This window comes from Robertmurraya kyonggiensis, assembly GCF_005116465.1.
Classification (GTDB): Bacteria; Bacillota; Bacilli; order Bacillales; family Cytobacillaceae; genus Robertmurraya; species Robertmurraya kyonggiensis.
Map to the genome: position 1 here is coordinate 128,476 of NZ_SWBM01000003.1, position 17,097 is coordinate 145,572.

The 17,097-nt window shown below is 38.7% G+C and carries 16 protein-coding genes and 1 other annotated feature; all 16 genes read right to left on the reverse strand.

Going from position 1 to position 17,097, the window contains the following annotated elements:
- Nucleotides 1–88: 88 nt before the first annotated feature.
- The gene (locus FA727_RS14365; RefSeq protein WP_136831988.1) at nucleotides 89–1,948 is read right to left on the reverse strand and encodes an ABC transporter permease; all 1,860 of its coding nucleotides are present in this window, start codon (nucleotides 1,946–1,948) and stop codon (nucleotides 89–91) included.
- Nucleotides 1,923–2,687: an ABC transporter ATP-binding protein gene (locus FA727_RS14370; RefSeq protein WP_136831990.1), complete on the reverse strand. Its 765-nt coding sequence runs from the start codon at nucleotides 2,685–2,687 to the stop codon at nucleotides 1,923–1,925. The genes FA727_RS14365 and FA727_RS14370 overlap by 26 nt, the downstream gene beginning before the upstream one ends.
- A gap of 85 nt (nucleotides 2,688–2,772) precedes the next feature.
- Nucleotides 2,773–3,771 (reverse strand): sensor histidine kinase, encoded by a 999-nt coding sequence (locus FA727_RS14375; RefSeq protein WP_136831992.1) that lies wholly within the window; start codon nucleotides 3,769–3,771, stop codon nucleotides 2,773–2,775.
- A complete protein-coding gene (locus tag FA727_RS14380; RefSeq protein ID WP_136831994.1) occupies nucleotides 3,768–4,472 on the reverse strand; it encodes a response regulator transcription factor in 705 nt (234 codons plus the stop codon). Before FA727_RS14380 ends, FA727_RS14375 begins: the two co-directional genes overlap by 4 nt.
- 141 nt (nucleotides 4,473–4,613) lie before the next feature.
- On the reverse strand, nucleotides 4,614–4,898 hold the full coding sequence (locus tag FA727_RS14385; RefSeq protein WP_136831996.1) for a type II toxin-antitoxin system Phd/YefM family antitoxin: 285 nt from the start codon (nucleotides 4,896–4,898) through the stop codon (nucleotides 4,614–4,616).
- Nucleotides 4,899–5,036: 138 nt separating this feature from the next.
- Nucleotides 5,037–5,369, reverse strand: a complete 333-nt coding sequence (locus tag FA727_RS14390) for a hypothetical protein (RefSeq protein WP_136831998.1) — start codon at nucleotides 5,367–5,369, stop codon at nucleotides 5,037–5,039.
- A 404-nt stretch (nucleotides 5,370–5,773) separates the two neighbouring features.
- Entirely contained in the window at nucleotides 5,774–7,177 is a 1,404-nt protein-coding gene (locus FA727_RS14395; protein ID WP_136832000.1) for a DUF4179 domain-containing protein, read from the reverse strand.
- A complete protein-coding gene (locus FA727_RS14400) occupies nucleotides 7,170–7,709 on the reverse strand; it encodes a sigma-70 family RNA polymerase sigma factor (protein WP_136832002.1) in 540 nt (179 codons plus the stop codon). Before FA727_RS14400 ends, FA727_RS14395 begins: the two co-directional genes overlap by 8 nt.
- A gap of 169 nt (nucleotides 7,710–7,878) precedes the next feature.
- The gene (gene rlmD, locus FA727_RS14405) at nucleotides 7,879–9,273 is read right to left on the reverse strand and encodes a 23S rRNA (uracil(1939)-C(5))-methyltransferase RlmD (protein ID WP_136832004.1); all 1,395 of its coding nucleotides are present in this window, start codon (nucleotides 9,271–9,273) and stop codon (nucleotides 7,879–7,881) included.
- Between the two features lie 191 nt (nucleotides 9,274–9,464).
- The gene (locus FA727_RS14410; protein ID WP_136832005.1) at nucleotides 9,465–10,295 is read right to left on the reverse strand and encodes an energy-coupling factor transporter transmembrane component T family protein; all 831 of its coding nucleotides are present in this window, start codon (nucleotides 10,293–10,295) and stop codon (nucleotides 9,465–9,467) included.
- The gene (locus FA727_RS14415) at nucleotides 10,286–11,992 is read right to left on the reverse strand and encodes an ABC transporter ATP-binding protein (protein ID WP_136832007.1); all 1,707 of its coding nucleotides are present in this window, start codon (nucleotides 11,990–11,992) and stop codon (nucleotides 10,286–10,288) included. Before FA727_RS14415 ends, FA727_RS14410 begins: the two co-directional genes overlap by 10 nt.
- A gap of 17 nt (nucleotides 11,993–12,009) precedes the next feature.
- Nucleotides 12,010–12,567, reverse strand: a complete 558-nt coding sequence (locus tag FA727_RS14420; RefSeq protein WP_136832009.1) for an ECF-type riboflavin transporter substrate-binding protein — start codon at nucleotides 12,565–12,567, stop codon at nucleotides 12,010–12,012.
- A 39-nt stretch (nucleotides 12,568–12,606) separates the two neighbouring features.
- Entirely contained in the window at nucleotides 12,607–13,464 is an 858-nt protein-coding gene (locus FA727_RS14425) for an SAM hydrolase/SAM-dependent halogenase family protein (RefSeq protein WP_136832011.1), read from the reverse strand.
- Between the two features lie 136 nt (nucleotides 13,465–13,600).
- Nucleotides 13,601–13,873: a binding site (T-box leader), on the reverse strand.
- Between the two features lie 109 nt (nucleotides 13,874–13,982).
- Nucleotides 13,983–15,302, reverse strand: coding sequence for a peptidoglycan-binding domain-containing protein (locus FA727_RS14430; RefSeq protein ID WP_136832012.1), 1,320 nt, complete (start codon nucleotides 15,300–15,302; stop codon nucleotides 13,983–13,985).
- 176 nt (nucleotides 15,303–15,478) lie between these two features.
- On the reverse strand, nucleotides 15,479–16,042 hold the full coding sequence (locus FA727_RS14435) for a hypothetical protein (RefSeq protein WP_136832013.1): 564 nt from the start codon (nucleotides 16,040–16,042) through the stop codon (nucleotides 15,479–15,481).
- Nucleotides 16,043–16,146: 104 nt separating this feature from the next.
- A complete protein-coding gene (locus tag FA727_RS14440; RefSeq protein ID WP_136832015.1) occupies nucleotides 16,147–17,091 on the reverse strand; it encodes a Gfo/Idh/MocA family protein in 945 nt (314 codons plus the stop codon).
- Between the last annotated feature and the right edge of the window lie 6 nt (nucleotides 17,092–17,097).

Genomic DNA, 17,097 nt, shown 5'->3' on the forward strand with positions numbered 1-17,097 from the left:
GATATGGGTGTAATCGGAGGACAAAATTAAAAAAGGCAGGCAGAGAAAACAAATCAGTTTTCTCTGCCTACCTAATTCACCATCTACATCAAAGAACAGTTTTAACCTGCTTCGTGTAGAAAAAGCGGACAATGTAAAAATACGCAATTTGGATGACTAAAAATACACCTAGAACCACAACAGATATCTTGGTTAAATCAAAATAGAAAAAATGTGACAATGCAGTCAGTGCTACTGCTCCATGAATCAATGCCACAAGAATCGGTGTGAAGAAAAGAAGAGCCGTTTGTCTCGAAAGAACCTTTTTCAATTCTTTCTCCGTTAAGCCTATTTTAGCGATAGAACGGAATTTTTGTTTGTCTTCATCTAAATCCGCATATAGTCGGAAATATAGGAAACTTCCTGCCGAAACAAAAAAGACAATTCCAATAAATAACCCTACGAATAAAACTAGACCATATTGCTTATTTAATTGATAGACATCATAGTCCTTAGCATAAAATTCACCAGGAGAAAGTTCTTCCGTTAACTTTTCGGAAGCAGACAAGATATTTTCTTCCCCAGCCGTTACTTGCCACGCCTGATAGTAGTTTTCTCTTTCTGGTGATGGCAGTTCCTCGAAATCCTGATCAGAAACAACATAATAAGAATCCGTCGCTGGTAAAGCTCTAGAATAAATTACTTCCTCTGGTTTTAAGCTAACACCAGAATTCAATTTAATGGATTGCTCGAGTAATTCTTCCGTTTGTCCAAATTCATTCCCAGTAAATTCAACGACTTTAACCTGCCCATTTTTAATATCGATTGTATCTTCACCCAGCAAACTAGCAAATTGATTGAAATCTGATTCGCGAGCGATAAGGATGGAATCTTGAGCAATCTCATAATAGTGAAGCATTGTTTGCTCTTGTTCAGCTTTCATATTTTCTTCCTTAATCGTTCTATTAATCAGCTCTATATCCTGCTCTTTTTGCTCAACAGCTGAATATGAGAACGTATAAGGATTTCTATTTTTCAACCCTGCCGTAAGAAAAGTTTGAAAACCAAACAACGTCCCAATTGCACTAAATGCAACAGTGGAAACAATCGCCACCATGAAAAAGGTGCGAGCATTGTCCTTCATTCGGAAAGCAAGATCAGATAGTAAAATCATGTTCGTTTTTTTCCAAAAGATATTGTCATTCTTCTTAATTTTGCGGATCAAATAAACACTTAGCTGAGTAAATAATAGATAAGTTCCAAGAATTACAACAATAACTACTGGTAACAGCGCGACTATTACAGCGACTCCCTCTACAATTAAAGCAACTGCGTAGCCGATGCCAATTAAGAGTGCGGCTAAAATCGTGAGAAAAAGATTTGCCTTTGGTTCGCCTTTCGACTTCTTATTTCCTTTAATTAGGTCAATCAGCTTTCGACTGCGTAATACATAGGACACAAATAACGAAATAAAGAAAAACAACAAGATAAAGGGAACAAAGGTAATGACAAGTGCTTGAATCGGAATATAAAAGTTTAATGCATCGTTCATGACAAGTACATTCTCCGCAATCAATAAGATTCCTTTGGAAAAAATCAAGCCCAGTAATATCCCACCAACTGTTGCGAAAAAGCCAATCACCATGTTTTCCATGAAAACCATTAAGCGAATTTGCCGAACCGACATCCCTTGCATCATCAATAACCCGAACTCTTTCTTCCGCGTATTCAAGAATGAACTCATTGAATATAAAATGAAGAAAAAGGAAAAGACATAGATGATTCCTGCTGCAATATTCATCCCTCTTTGTACACTTGAATTCATATCACTTCCAGCTAAAGCTGGATGGAACGCGAAAATCGCAAAAGTAAAAAATACCATTACCGTAAATATGCTGCTTAGAAAATATGCGGCATACAACCTTTTGTTGCGAATGACATTATTAAACGCGAATCTGCGAAAGGTCATGGCCATCCCCTCCTAGCAAAGAAAGTGTATCGATTATTCTTTGGAAAAAGGCTTGGCGATTACTCCCTCGATGAATTTCTGAATAGAACTTTCCGTCTCGTATAAAAATTACCCGATCGCAATAACTTGCCGCTTGGGGATCATGGGTTACCAACAACATTGTTGCACGTTCATTCTTATTGATGGACTCCAACATTTCCATGACATCCTTTGATGACTTTGAATCGAGATTTCCAGTCGGTTCATCGGCGAGTAACATCTTCGGTACATGAATCATCGCCCTAGCCACAGCTACCCTTTGTGCCTGTCCACCAGAAATTTCATAGGTACGTTTGTTCATAATAGAAGTAATCCCCAATTTTTCAGCAATTACCTGTGCTTTATCTTTCATCTCTTTAACTTTTTTTCCATCGAGCGTCAATGGAAGGACGATATTTTCCTCCACCGTTAAGGTATGAAGCAAATTAAAATCCTGAAAAACAAACCCGAGTTCACGTCTACGGAATTTCGCCAATTCCTCTTTTTTGAGGCGATGTGGATTCCTTCCATTGATTAATATCTCACCTGTTGTGGGTTCATCAATTGTCGCAATCATATTCAAGAGGGTTGTTTTTCCACTACCGGATGGACCCATAATTCCAACAAATTCCCCATCTTCAACAGAAAAATTAATATCGTTTAATGCCTTATAGACAATTTTACCTGCATATATTTTACTAACCTGCTTTACTTCTAACATCACATGATCCCCTTCCTCATTCTGATCTGTGATTAGTATACCTTGAGCGTTATAACCTTAACTATCGATTCTTCTTTCACTTTCCTTACAAGCTTGTAAGGTTTTGAGTTTCTGAAAAAATAATTCGGAAGGTCGTACCTTTCCCTACTTCTGACTCCATTTCGATTCGGTGCCCGAGGGTGTCTAGTGTCTCCTTCGTCAAATACAGTCCCATACCCGTGGATTCTCGAAATTTCCTGCCATTTTCTCCTGTATAAAAGGGATCGAATATCCGTCGTTTATCCACTTCAGGAATGCCAATGCCAAAGTCTCTTACTTCTAAAATGGCTTCTTTCCCTCTTTCATAAATGGAGATGACAATCCGATTACTGATTTCGGAAGAATATTTAACGGCATTATTGATAAGCTGAGAAAGGATAAAGAACAACCACTTTTCATCAGTCGCAACCAATAGCTCCTTTTCCACTTCTAACTTAGGATAGACTTTGTTGCGAATATAAAATCTTTTATTCTCTCCATTCACTTCATCTACTAATTTCGCAAGATTAACCGGCTTAATATGAAAATCCTGTTCAATTGTTCTCAGGCGTGCCATGTAAAGGACCATGTTCAAGCTCGTTTTCATCCGTTCCGTCTCTTCTCGGATATTGGAGGAGTCGGGTTCGTCTAGATTTTGGGCAGTGAGTTCAATGACCGACAGAGGAGTTTTCATTTGATGAACCCATTGATCCATGAACTTTCGGTGTTCCTCCTGCTCTTTTTCACCTAATTCTAATTGACTTTGAAACAGTTTGTACTGATTATGTAACAAGTGATCGAAAGCGATAGAAATCGGTGCATCATCTGTTTTTTGTAAGCTGTCATCAAGTGATTCCAAAGGCTTCTCTAAGCGCTTGTACAACTTCCGGCGTGATAAATAATAGTAGAACAAATAACAGCCAAGAATGAAGAAGTTGAGAAAAGTTGTATAAAAAAATAATCGAATATCTCGATATCCATCAAACCAAAAGATTGAAAGAACGACGAGCATTTGAACAGCCTGTACAAGAATCAGCAAGGAATGCTCCTTAAAAAACAGTCTCATTCCTCATCTTCCTTCCACGAAATGCGTAACCGATACCCTGCTCCTCTTACTGTTTCCACTGCATCTTGTATACCAATTTCCTGAAACTTTTTCCGAACCCTTGTGATGTTCACATTCAATGTATTTTCATCAACATAGCTCTGGTCATCCCATAGCTTCTCTAGTAAAGCCTCCCGACCAGCTACTCGTGGATAACGCTCCATTAAACTTTCAATAATATATGCTTCATTTTTAGATAGAGAAATGCTCTTGGTGCCAAAGCTCAACTCCAATCTTTCTGGAAAAAATGTAAGACCCGCGTTTTCTAATACCCTATCCTCCTGCCTTGTCGCATACTCTCCATAAGCACGGCGAAGCTGGCTACGAATTTTAGCTATGACAATTTCTGCACTAAATGGCTTCGTAATATAATCATCTCCGCCATTTTCAAGAGCCATCACCTGATCCATCTCTCCAATTCGAGCCGAGATAAAAATGACGGGACACACCGACTCTGTCCGAATTTGCCTGCACCAATAATACCCATCAAAGCTTGGCAAATTAATATCTAATAGTACCAACTCTGGGTTTATCTCATGAAATGCGTTCATTACATGTTCAAATTCAGTCACACAAGTGACAGCATAGCCGTATTTTTCAATATGTGTTTTCAAATGTTCTGCAATCTTCGGATCATCTTCAACAATCATTATTTTTTGCATGTTCCATCACTCCTTGTATCAAATACCATTATGTCACAGATTGAAAATGGCAACAAAATTTGATACTTTGAGAAATTTATATTTACTTATAAAGACAAAAAATGCCCAACCAATTAAATGGTTAGGCACGGAAATTTATTACTAACAGTTATTTTTTTCTTTTTTATCATTTATTTTTCTCCGCATCGTTTCAATAACATCAACATGAATCATTATACTAGTACCTTCAGAAATTTGCCTTTCTGCTACCAATAATTCAGATTGTAACGCATTACATGCTCCCATTCTTTTATAAGTCTCATAACTCATTATGACCAAATCAGCTTCATCATTATGAGTGAGTATAACTGGTTCATCCAGTTCATGGCAGTATTTCGAAAACCCGTTATAATCTTGCAGTATTGTAGTAGAAGATTTGATATTCACTAATATTCCTCCTTTATCAGTTATTCTGACTTTAAATGCAATGTGAGAAAATATTGTGGTCTAAATCTAGAGGGTGTTTTTTCATGGAAATTAGAGTGAGTCGAAAATTTGGGGAATTAAGCAATCTTTTTAAATGAATTAGCCAAAATACACTCTAACACTCCCTTCTTTTTGTGCGGTGGCTAAACAATTTTGTATGAAATCCAGAATTTGTTTTTGATCCCATATTACAAAATCACTTTTTGGCGCAGAACTATCGCTTTTATTGAATATTCTCCAGTAAGCACTCATGGCTACTTCTATTTTTCCTTTTGACAAAGTTGCAATCTTACCTGAGCCACTTACTCCAGCATAATATTGATTTGCATCAAGTAATCTGTAAAGTAAGATAGCATTATTATTCCACATACTAAAACGAGCATAGGCAATTTCTTCCCCTGCCTTATTGTAACCCGAAATATCATGACCCATTAATTTTATCCTCCTTAAATTTTCGAGTTTTTACCAGCAACTATTTAGACTAAAAGATTATTAATAGTTCAATTGAAGGTTTATCACTCCTTTCAGGTTTTCAGGTTATTTAATAGTTTTTTGTTTGAATCAGTATTGAAAAATGATGGAGTAAAGTAGGCAATGTGAAGAATTGAACAAGGGTTTTAATTACGAAGGAATGATTAGATTTTTTTCAAAGATTTCTAGTGAATGGTGGTTAAAAAGAGAGGAAATGCTTGGTGTTAATATTATAATTTCATGTTCCATCATCCTTGTCAATATCCTATAATTCGACAATTTCACAAAGAAAGAGGCAACTCGCCCAAAAGGGTTAGTTACCTTCTTTTAATACAAGTAATGCCACACGCGAGATACTTGCGTATTTATTCATTCTCTGCTGGAAGTTCTATAGTAAATGGTTCTAATTTCTTACTTGGAGCAAAGCTGGAAAAATCAAATAGTAACATTGTATTTTCCAACTTAAAATTCTCAATCTTTTCTTCTCCATTTAAATCAAAAGTAGATTGGAAATGTGCTTTTTCTTTATCGATCATTTTTACTTTATTAAAAGAAATACCGTGATTTTCAGGTGGCCATGCATTTTCCGGGTCAATTTCGGTTAAATATTCCTTATCAACCAACCAGAATAGGTATTCCAAATTATAGGTAATTGTTTCAAGTCTTTTTTTACTCAAATTCTTCGGCAGCCCTGTAAGCTGATAATCTATTACTAGTTGCTCTCCTTTTTGAGTAACATCATTTACCTGCAAGCCTACATTGAAACGTGTGCTTTTTAATGTAAATGATTTCTTATCCAATAACTGCTCTCCTTTTGAATCTGTGAAATTTACCTGTGGATAAAAAGTAAGGGAAGTCACATCTGAATTGAACTTAGTCATCTCTGTCCGAATGGTACTATGATAGCCATCTTCTTGTTTCGATTCCTCGAGATATGTTTGATCTCCAACACTATACTTTTTTCCTTTATTATCAACTACATCTAAATAAACTTCATCACCATTATACTTTCGCACCGTTTCATAAACAAATGAAGAAGACGCTTTTGCGGTAAGAATCTCTTTTATACGGATTTTAACTTCATCTTCTGGATATTCTTGCTCCTCATTAATAACAAGTGTACGACCTTTTTCTTGTTGAATTGGAATATCAAATTTCCATTCTCCTTGTATCCCGTTTATATTATGAATCGTAATTGGGAGAGTAAAATTTTCCTTAAATGATTTATATGGATATTCCATTTTCCATTGAAAGTTATATCCATTCTCTACTTTCATAATGTCATTTGACTTTCCCCTTAACCACGGGTCATTATCTCCTTGATTATGTTCGAAGTTCACTTCAAAACTTACTTCTCCTTTTTCGTTACTTCCATTGTCAACACCTTCGTCCACAAATCCCGTAATGGATACCACATTGCCATCAAAGTAAGCACTTGTCAGTTTTACAGTTACTCCATTCTTGGTTAAGGATTGATTTAATTCTGTAACTGCCTCCTGGTTCGCCAAACTTAACCCTATCGAATCATCAAACTCCTTAAACAGTTCACCAATAAAAGGTGCTTTCGCCAAAACTTGATTCATAGTGGGACTAACAAACCCTGAAGTAACAGTAATTACGAGTAAAGCTGCCGCTGTTCCTATACTTAAAAGAACTCTCCGTTTTTTACTATGTCCTGACATTTTTAGACCGGCATTTATAGCGTTAGAGACTTTTTCTTTCGGTACAGGTATTTGGTCAATTGCATTCTTAATTTCCTTATTATCCATGTGACTCGCCCTCCTTATTTGTATAGGACTTTTTTAATTCTGCTTTCCCTCTATTTAAATAAGTTTTTACAGTACCCTCGGGAACCTCCATTAGTTCGCTTATCATTTTGATCGAGTAATCGTAGTAATAAAATAGAATAATAGCAGTACGGTGACTCTCTCTTAACTCCTGAATGACCGTTAAAAGCTGCATGGATTCAACATGGTCTGTAGAAATTGGTTCTGATAGATTCGACAAAATTTCATCACTTATTGGAACAAAATTGCTTTTTCTCTTAAGCAATTGCGCTGAACATCGAATAACGATTTTCGTTAGCCATGTAGTAAAATACTCTGGATGTTTTAAAGAATGGATAGATTTAAAAGCTTGATAGGTTGCCTCTTGAACCACGTCTAGGGCATCCTCTTCGTTATGTACATAAAGATAAGCCGTTCGATAGATTTGTTCATAATGTTGGCGGACCAACTTTTCAAAGGCTTTTTTGTTCCCTTTGACTGCTTTTATAACAACCCTATGGTTATCGGTTTCCATGTCTTTTTCGCCCCCTTTACTAATTAGTGGAATCTATCTCTATAAAAAGTTTCAAATTTTAAAAGTTTCTTGAATTAGAATATCATGGAAATAAGTTTATGATGGTAGATAAAAAAACTGCACCTCCAATTGTTCGTTGCCTAACAATCGAAAGTGCAGTTCATAGAGTTTAGTTATTTTCTTTTAAAACAAGCAATGCCACGCATTCCACATGCACAGTATGCGGGAATAAGTCCACTGGTTGAACCGTTTTTAGTTCATAACCGAATGGCTCTAGCTCTTTAATATCAGTTGCAAATGTATCTGGGTTACATGACACATAGACAATTCGTTCAGGCTGTGAACGGCCAATTCTTCTCATTACTTTTCCACCTGCACCTGAGCGTGGTGGGTCTAGTAAAAGTAGCTCTGGACGACCAAAGCTTTCCAACACTTCGTCGATTCCTTTTCTTGCATCTTTTGCTAAGAAATAAGTGTTTGTTAGTCCATTATCAGTTGCATTACGTTTTGCTGATTCGATTGAACTTTCCACAATTTCGATTCCTGCAAGCTGTCCAACTCGACTCGCAAATGGAAGAGAGAATGTACCAACACCACAGAAAAGATCAATCATTTTTTCTGACTTCTTCGGTTCACCCATTTCAACTGCTAAGTCGACTAGCTTTTGTGCTTGTGTCGGATTCGTTTGGAAGAATGTATCGAACCAAAGACGGAAACGATAGCCGTCCATTTCATCATAAATAAAATCACGACCAGCTAACACATGACTCTTCTCTGATTGAGTACGGTCTGCCCAATCTGTATTTTCAAGCCACATTAAGCTTTTTACTAGTGGGAACTTTTCTTCAATACGCTTAATTAAGTCAGCCACAGGCTTTTCAAGCTCACCTGTTGGTCCCTCTGTTGCAAATAGAGCAAGCATCATTTCTCCAGTGGCAAAAGATTGTCTTACCATCAAATGACGCAATAGTCCTTCGTGAAGGTCTTTGTTATAACCCTTTAATTGATGGTCTTTGACCCACTCTGCTACTTCCATTGCCGCTTCGACCATTTCTTTTCCAGCGATTAAGCATGTTTCAAGTGAAATAATTTTACGGAAATTCCCTTGTTCATGCAATCCAAGAGCTCCATCTGGTGAAAAAGTAAACTCCATTTTATTACGATAATGCCATGGATTGTCCATGCCGATCGTATCTTTAACAAGCGCTGGATCAAAGCCTTGAGCTTCAATCGCACTTTTCACATGGTTCGTTTTAGCCTTTAATTGACCTTGGAATTCCCAATGCTGCCATACACAGCCACCACATTTGTCAAAATGAGGACAAGGAGCTACGATTCTTTCTTCGTGAGCCTCCAGAATCTCCAAAGCATCAGCTCTTCTTCTTCTACGGTCTGGCTTATCAACGAGTACACGCACTTTTTCTCCAGGCAACGTTTGTGGAATTGTAAGTCTTAGCTTTTTCTGAATTCCTTTTTCATCTTCGCGCCAAACGCTTCCCTTACCTGAACCTTTTTCATCAAAACTCTTTATTTCAACAATCATTTCTTCATTCGTAACTGTCATGCTGTACCTCCTTATATTCCATTCAAACGATCTATTTAAAATTTCATTAGCATTCATTTTGCATACTAAATTAGTATAAAGGACTCAAACCCAATTTGAAACCTTTCATACCTAGTAGATATTAACAAAATACTACGGGCTATGTACATCTTTTTCATAAAAAAATACGCCTGAACTCAGACGCATTAGGATTATTTAAATGGATTGTAAAATCGATTGCCATCATGAAAGGTGATGACTAGTGCGAAAATGAGCAACAGGACAAATATGACAAGGGTTATGTAATCCCTTGATTGAAATGGACGGGCACTATACCATGTTCTTTCTTTATTTTTCCCAAAACCACGAAGCTCCATGGCATTGCTGATCGTTTCAATTTTATCAAGACTCGATAATATTAGTGGAATCATAATGGAGGCAGCATTTTTTATGCGCTTTGATAATTTTTCTTTACTAGATAGATCTACTCCCCGAGCCTGTTGTGCCAAAGCGATGTTGCGAAAGTCCCGTTGCACATCGGGTATGTACCGAAGTGCTAAAGCAACTGCATACGAAATTCGATAGCTAACCCCAATTTTATTCAAGGAAGCCGCAAATTCGCTTGGATGTGTCGTCACAATGAAAAGCAAAGCTACAGGAGTTACCGTGAAATATTTTAACGTAATATTGATCTGATAAAAAATTTGTTCAACGGTGACATTGTATCTGCCCGCAATCTCGAACAAAATATAACTCGTTCCATAAATCTTTACTCCCTCTTGCGGTGAGAACATATAGATCGCAATATTGTTCAGGAATAAGAATACTAAAATAAAAATGAGAATAAATGAAATTTCTTTTATCTTTATTTTTGAAGTGATAAAAATGACAATACTTAAGACAAACAAAAACAGGAGTATCCTAGTATCGTACGTTAACATCGCCGCAGTCGACCAAATAATAAAACAGAGAAGCTTGGTAACACCCGCCAGTTGATGTATCGGAGATTTTCTTTCTATGTACGATAACATCTCTACTGCCATTTTTTTCGGACCTCCTTATCGTATTGGATAAAGCGTCCAATGAATTCTTTTGGCTCCCTTATACCTGCCCGTTTCGCTAATTCAAATAGAGAGGTTTCCTTTAAGCTTGCTTGCCTAATAATTTCTGCGTCTGTTAAGACCGTAATTGCGGACTCGTCGGCAATTTTTTTACCCGCATCTATCACAATGGCACGTGGTGTATACTCAAGCATTAAGTGCATATCGTGGGTAATGATGATAATCGTTTTTCCATTGCGATTTAACTCCACTAAAAAGTCCATAATCTCTGAATAATGGCGGAGGTCCTGACCAGCTGTCGGCTCATCGAGAATGATGATTTCGGGGTCCAGTACCAAAACAGAAGCAATCGTGACTCGCTTCTTCTGACCAAAGCTCAATGCAGAAATCGGCCAATTACGAAATGGATAAAGCCCACATATTTTGAGTACATTTTCTACTCGTTCCTGAATCTCCTGTTCAGGTACACCTCGAATAACTAACCCCAATGCCACTTCGTCAAAAATCATATGCTTGGAAATCATATGGTTTGGATTTTGTAGCACCATCCCAATTCGTTCCGATCGTTCTTTAATCGTATCCTTCGTAATATCTTGTCCATCAAAATGGATTGTTCCTGAACTGAGTTTTTCAAAGCCACAAATTAGCTTGGAGATGGTTGATTTACCTGCTCCATTTTTACCGATTAAACTAACCATCTCACCTTTTTCAATCGACAAAGAGACGCCTTGAATCGTTTCGTGACCAGGATGATATTGAAAGGTTAGTTCATTCAGTTCTAAAATCGATTGAGATTTTTCTCTGGGAATGATGGAATCAGCAGATTCATACCATAGATTTAACTTTTCTTTATCGACTGCAAATAACTGGAGTTTAGAAGGTTTCATCTCCTCAGTAACCACACAATCGGCATATTTTGCAGCTTTCACATATAAAGGCTCACGAATATGAATTTCTTCCAAAATGTTACTAGCTAGGAGCTTGTCCGGACTCATATCGGCAATGATTTTTCCATCATCCATAACAATAATTCGGTCTACATCAATATGTAATACATCCTCTAAACGATGCTCTATAATAACAATTGTCTTATTCGTTTCTTTTTGAATCCGATCAATTAATTCCATTGCATATTTTCCTGTCGCAGGGTCAAGATTTGCTAATGGCTCATCAAATAAAAGAACGTCTACCTGATCTATCATAACCCCTGCCAATGAAACTCGCTGCTTTTGTCCTCCAGATAAATGATGCACAGACGCTGAAAGGAACCTGTCCATCTCTACCATTTTTGCTACCTCATCTACAAGTTCAACCATCCTAGTTTGTTCTATACAATCATTTTCTAAGGAAAATGCGATATCCTCTCCTACTGTCAGTCCGATAAACTGACCATCAGGATCCTGTAAAACAGTTCCTACTATTTTTGAAAGAGAAAAAATATCCAAATCCTTTGCCTCTTGCCCCTTAATCTTCAAGTTGCCGTCTACATCACCTTTATAGGAAAAGGGGACAAGCCCGTTGATACAGTGACCAATCGTGCTCTTCCCAGAACCGGATGGCCCAACGATCAACACCCTCTCCCCTTCAAAAATGGTTAGATTAAGGTCTTGTAATGTAGGATCTACTTGACTATGATACTTAAAACTATAGCTGTTAAATTCTATGACCGGTTTCTTCATTTGCTTCTCCTAGCAATCTATAATTCTCGGTGCAAGCTATTGCTTTGGGTGCGTGTTTTAGAATAAGCAAATAATAAAATAGAACCAATGACACCGACAGTGACCATATTTGATACCCCTGCAAATAGACCCTGTACAAATACTTTATTAGCAGGCTCCGCATATACCAAAATATCTAGCACTGGTGCAATCAAGAACCATCCAATTGCTTGTGCAATAATTTGAACTACGTTAAACGTAATAAGCTTGCTTTTATTAAATACGCCTGATTCAATATTGATTCTTTTCGCAACTAGACCGATTATAAATCCAACAAACAAAGATACAACCACCCAGCTCCACCAAACGGATCCATAAGAAATCGCATCATTTAAAGCATGACCAATTAGACCGATTAATGCGCCAGCAATGGGACCAAATACGACTGCCATCAATGCCAAAAAGGCGTAAGATGTTTGGATAGACGTATTCGGGACCGGTGAAGGAAGTGATACAAACTTTGCCAAAATGATGAATACTGCAGCCCCAATCCCGATAGCAACAATGTTTTTAATAGATAATTGCTTTTTAAACACAACTTCAACCCCTTCTAATTTTTAGAATATAGATAATTTTTAATTATATATGATATTTTGGGCCTTGCGAATAGAAATTTTCCAATTTGCACCTGATCCAACATGGTAGACTTTAGCAAATGAACCCTGATTTAGGGCAACTCCTAATTTATCTAGTGAGTTTATATAAAGAAGCGGCTCACCTAAATGGCTGTCTGCAAAAGATCGACCAAAGGTCATGATGCTCTTATAGACTTGGCGTCTTTCATTTTCAATCACTACCTCAAAAGAATCACCGTACTCAATATTTAATTGCTTAAAGAGCTCGCGGTCGATATTCGTCCATAGATTACCGAAACGAACATCAAGAATATCAATATGACCTGATACCGCCCCTTTACTAAGGGTCACTTCGGGAAAGGGTAATTCAACAATGGATTCAACTTGAATTTCAGGACCTACTTCCTCAAAAGTAATAATCCCTGAGGCGAGCCTTGCACCAGTAAACGCATATACATCACGACCGTGAAACGTATAAGACTCTCCTGAATATGGCAGACGATTGACTTTTTCATCAATAATTCTCGCCTCAATAATTCCAATTTGCTGTTTGATTTGAGTAAGAGTTCCATTATCAGGTGTCACGATATATTGATTTGTTGTGGTCTTTGCAACAATACTTCTACGCTCAGAACCTACACCTGGATCAACAACAGATACGAATACCGTTCCTTCCGGCCAGTAAGAAATGGTTTGGTAAAGACGATACGCTCCTTCCCAAATATTGTATTGGGGTATATCATGAGTCAGATCAAAAATTCGTATCGTTGGATTAACAGTCAGAGCAACACCATACATAGCACTCACCGCACCATCACTAATGCCAAAATCTGTTTGCAACACTAAAAAATTCTTCATGCTTGCTCCTCCATTCTGATTTATTTTTGCTTAAGGCTGTTCTCGTGAAGATTGATGTTAAAATCTTACAAAAGCAACTTAGTTTGAGAAAAGAGACGTGCTTAAATATACAAAAAACCACGCCTCTATCCAATTGGATAAGGACGCGGTTCTATATCACGTGGTACCACCTTACTTCACTGTTTGCTCTCACAAAACAGCCTCAACAAGTACTTAGGGCAAACTCCCTTTGTATACTGTGGTTTTGATAACGAGTACCAACACTCGTCAGAACCTACTTGTGCCTGTAGCACGTTCAGTACGAAACTCAGAGGCCATTGTTCAGATTCGTATTTTTGCTTCTTTTCAGCTACCGAAGCTCTCTTTTGAAAAATAACATAATCCTACTTTTTCTCTTCATCGTTTTTTCAGAATTTTTAATTTAAAGATGATTATAGTAGGTCTTTAAAGAAAATGCAAGAAAAAATTGTAAAAAAACAAATGGATAGAGCCATTTGGGTCTATCCATTTGTTCCATATTAATCTCCAGCTGGTCGTTTGATTGGCTGTTTAATTGGTTGTTCTTCAGCTGGCTTTTTAATCGGCTGTTTGATTGGTGCTTGTTCTGGTGCTTTGCTTGGTTGCTTAATTGGTGCCTGTTCAGGCGCTTTACTTGGTTGTTTAATTGGTTGCTCTTCAGCTGGTGCCTTTTCTGGTTCTTTGACTGGCTCTTCTTCAGCTGGTGCTTTTTCTGGTTCTTTGACTGGCTCTTCTCCAGCTGGTGCTTTTTCTGGTTCTTTGATCGGCTCTTCTTCAGCTGGTGCTTTTTCTGGTTCTTCTTTAATTGGTGCTTCTTTTAAAGGTGCTTTACGTGGTCCTTTTATCGGCTTTTCTTCACCAACTCCTGGGCCCTCTTCCTCTTCAGCTTGTCCAGCACCTTGACCTTCTCCTTCTTCTTCTTCTTCAGCTTGTCCAGCTCCTGGACCTTCTCCTTCCTCTTCTTCACTTTGGCCGGCTCCAGTTCCTCCGCCAGCTCCTGGGCCACCGGTTCCTGGGCCTTCACCTGTTCCGGCTCCTGGGCCTTCACCCGCTCCAGCCTCCGGGCCACCGGCTCCTCCACCGGTTCCTGGGCCTTCACCTGCTCCAGCCTCCGGGCCACCGGCTCCTCCACCGGTTCCTGGGCCTTCACCTGCTCCAGCCCCCGGGCCACCGGCTCCTCCGCCAGCTCCTGGGCCACCGGTTCCTGGGCCTTCACCCGCTCCAGCCTCCGGGCCACCGGCTCCTCCACCGGTTCCTGGGCCTTCACCTGCTCCAGCCCCCGGGCCACCGGCTCCTCCACCGGTTCCTGGGCCTTCACCTGCTCCAGCCCCCGGACCACCGGCTCCTCCACCTGCTCCTGGGCCTTCACCTGCTCCACCCCCCGGGCCACCGGCTCCTCCACCGGTTCCTGGGCCTTCACCTGCTCCAGCCCCCGGGCCACCGACTCCTGGAGCTTTGCCTCCACCAGCTGCTCCGCTAGGAGCTTTTTGATTTGCATAGGAATACACAATTGATTGTAGTGTGCGACTATCAACTGAACCTGTTACAGGTAAACCATGTTTCTTTTGAAAATATCTCACTCCCTTTACGGTTAGAGCGTCATATTTTCCATGGATTTTACCTGAATAGCTGCCTACTGATTTCAGCATTCCTTGGATCACAAATACATCCGGTCCCTGTGCTCCTTTGCCAACAGCTAAACTTACGGACGCCATTGAAAACAACAGAGTAAGCGCTAGTACAAAAGTACCAATACTTTTACCTAAAATCTTTAGAGCTCGTTTTTTTGCTGAGTCATATGTAGATTTTGGTTTTTTCATTTGATTCACCATCCTTAAATTTATTTGTCTATTTAGACAAAGTTACTGTTCCCATATTTTCTCACTTTATTGCGTAGAAAACGGATGAATTTCAGCATGTCTAATGAATCTATCCGAGCATGAAAAAAGAACCCATTATTTCTAATAGGTTCCTTGTATTAGGCATTTTTTCCCAGTTATGTTTTTTTTCGCTTTTGAACAATGAATACTACTATCAAAACCATCACAATGACCGTAGATACGATTATTAGATAAATATGATTACCTTCAAGTTCATTTGTTAAATCTACTTTTTGGGCTGGCGATTTTCCCTCACCTAGAAATGCCAAATCATCCTTTAATGTTTGCAGTTTTCCAGTTCGATCACAGATAGTCGATACAAGTTTATTCTCCCCGTACATTGTAGATTCTGTCGCATAAACGAGGTATTCTTCACCTTTTTTAAACTCAATCCCACAATCTCCATCACTAACACCTGTTGTAATAATAATTTGTGTTTCATCAACACCCTTCCACGTCTCAGTAACTTCAAAGAGCACCAATTTTACTATACTTCCATTGTTCCTTCGATTTTCTTTTACTTCTATCACTTTTCCACTAAACACTGCCTTCGATTGTTTAAATTCTTCCTTCACACTCTGTTGTTCTGCACATGAACACGCACTTGAAGTTGAAGGAAAAGACACCATTAAGAACAAGAAACTGCAACACACTGCGAAAATCGATATGAACTTCTTCATTAGACCATCTCCTGAATTTCTTACTGACTCTTCCTTACACGAAAAAAAAAAGGAATCTCTAAATTAGACTCCTACCACATGCTTTCCGTTTCAGATTCAACTATTTAAATCTTTCTTAATTCCTCTAGCACTCGCTGCGCCTTATATCCAACTTCAAAATCATATAATTCCGAGACTTCTCCCTTTGCCGCCTTCACCAACTCATCGATTATTTTGTTTGGTATAACATCCTCAGCCAAAATCGGCTTGAGCTCCTCACCAATTTTTCCACCTCTTAGTTGGCCCCAGTTTTCAAGGGATAAAGTCCCTTCCGAACCATATGCGATAAAACCAATATATTCTTCGCCAGCTACTTGGCTCAGTCCTTCAATTAGAACCGGAGTCCCGTCTTCTAGCTCTGCAGTTGCAATGATTCCAGTCTCACACTTTTCTCGGTCAACTGGCAATTCTAATCGCGTTTGGATATTCTTTATGTTCCCAAATATCTTCAAGGTTTGTTGGATAAAATGAACCCCTACTTCTAGAACAAATCCACCTTGCTCTCTTTTACCTACCCAATCATTTTGCTGCCAAGCCCGTGGCCATTGGGGAAAATGCATCGTCAGCTGTAATCTTCTTAATTCTCCAATATATTTTTCGGCAATCATATCTGAGAATTTCGTTGCTCCTGGTCCATAATTAAGCGGAAAATTCATGGCATGGACAACTCCCGCCTCTTTTGCAGCCTCATACATCTCTTGCGCTTCTTCCAAAGAATTCGCTAAAGGCTTTTCACATAAAACATGCTTCTTTGCTCTTAACACTTCTAAAACAATGGCATGATGAAATTTCGGTGGGACTGCAACATAAATAAGGTCTACTTTTTCATCAGCTATTAAGCTTTCATAATGAGTATAAGCTTGTGCTCCCCCAAGAGAGACTGCTGTTTCGTTTGCAAGTGACTCCAATTGATCACATACCGCTACAATTTCCACTTCAGGATGCTCTGTAAATTGTTTGATTAATCGTTGTCCAATGGCACCTAAGCCAATAATTCCAATATGTATCATGATATC

Bases quoted from the DNA above. Each gene is read 5' to 3' on its own strand.
- FA727_RS14380 (WP_136831994.1), bottom strand. From the start codon at position 4,472: ATGCAAAAAATAATGATTGTTGAAGATGATCCGAAGATTGCAGAACAT.
- FA727_RS14440 (WP_136832015.1), bottom strand. From the start codon at position 17,091: ATGATACATATTGGAATTATTGGCTTAGGTGCCATTGGACAACGATTA.
- FA727_RS14390 (WP_136831998.1), bottom strand. From the start codon at position 5,369: ATGGGTCATGATATTTCGGGTTACAATAAGGCAGGGGAAGAAATTGCC.
- FA727_RS14425 (WP_136832011.1), bottom strand. From the start codon at position 13,464: ATGAAGAATTTTTTAGTGTTGCAAACAGATTTTGGCATTAGTGATGGT.
- FA727_RS14415 (WP_136832007.1), bottom strand. From the start codon at position 11,992: ATGAAGAAACCGGTCATAGAATTTAACAGCTATAGTTTTAAGTATCAT.
- FA727_RS14395 (WP_136832000.1), bottom strand. From the start codon at position 7,177: ATGGATAATAAGGAAATTAAGAATGCAATTGACCAAATACCTGTACCG.
- FA727_RS14370 (WP_136831990.1), bottom strand. From the start codon at position 2,687: ATGTTAGAAGTAAAGCAGGTTAGTAAAATATATGCAGGTAAAATTGTC.
- FA727_RS14400 (WP_136832002.1), bottom strand. From the start codon at position 7,709: ATGGAAACCGATAACCATAGGGTTGTTATAAAAGCAGTCAAAGGGAAC.
- FA727_RS14430 (WP_136832012.1), bottom strand. From the start codon at position 15,302: ATGAAAAAACCAAAATCTACATATGACTCAGCAAAAAAACGAGCTCTA.
- FA727_RS14365 (WP_136831988.1), bottom strand. From the start codon at position 1,948: ATGACCTTTCGCAGATTCGCGTTTAATAATGTCATTCGCAACAAAAGG.
- FA727_RS14375 (WP_136831992.1), bottom strand. From the start codon at position 3,771: ATGAGACTGTTTTTTAAGGAGCATTCCTTGCTGATTCTTGTACAGGCT.
- FA727_RS14410 (WP_136832005.1), bottom strand. From the start codon at position 10,295: ATGGCAGTAGAGATGTTATCGTACATAGAAAGAAAATCTCCGATACAT.
- FA727_RS14435 (WP_136832013.1), bottom strand. From the start codon at position 16,042: ATGAAGAAGTTCATATCGATTTTCGCAGTGTGTTGCAGTTTCTTGTTC.
- rlmD (WP_136832004.1), bottom strand. From the start codon at position 9,273: ATGACAGTTACGAATGAAGAAATGATTGTTGAAATAAAGAGTTTTGAT.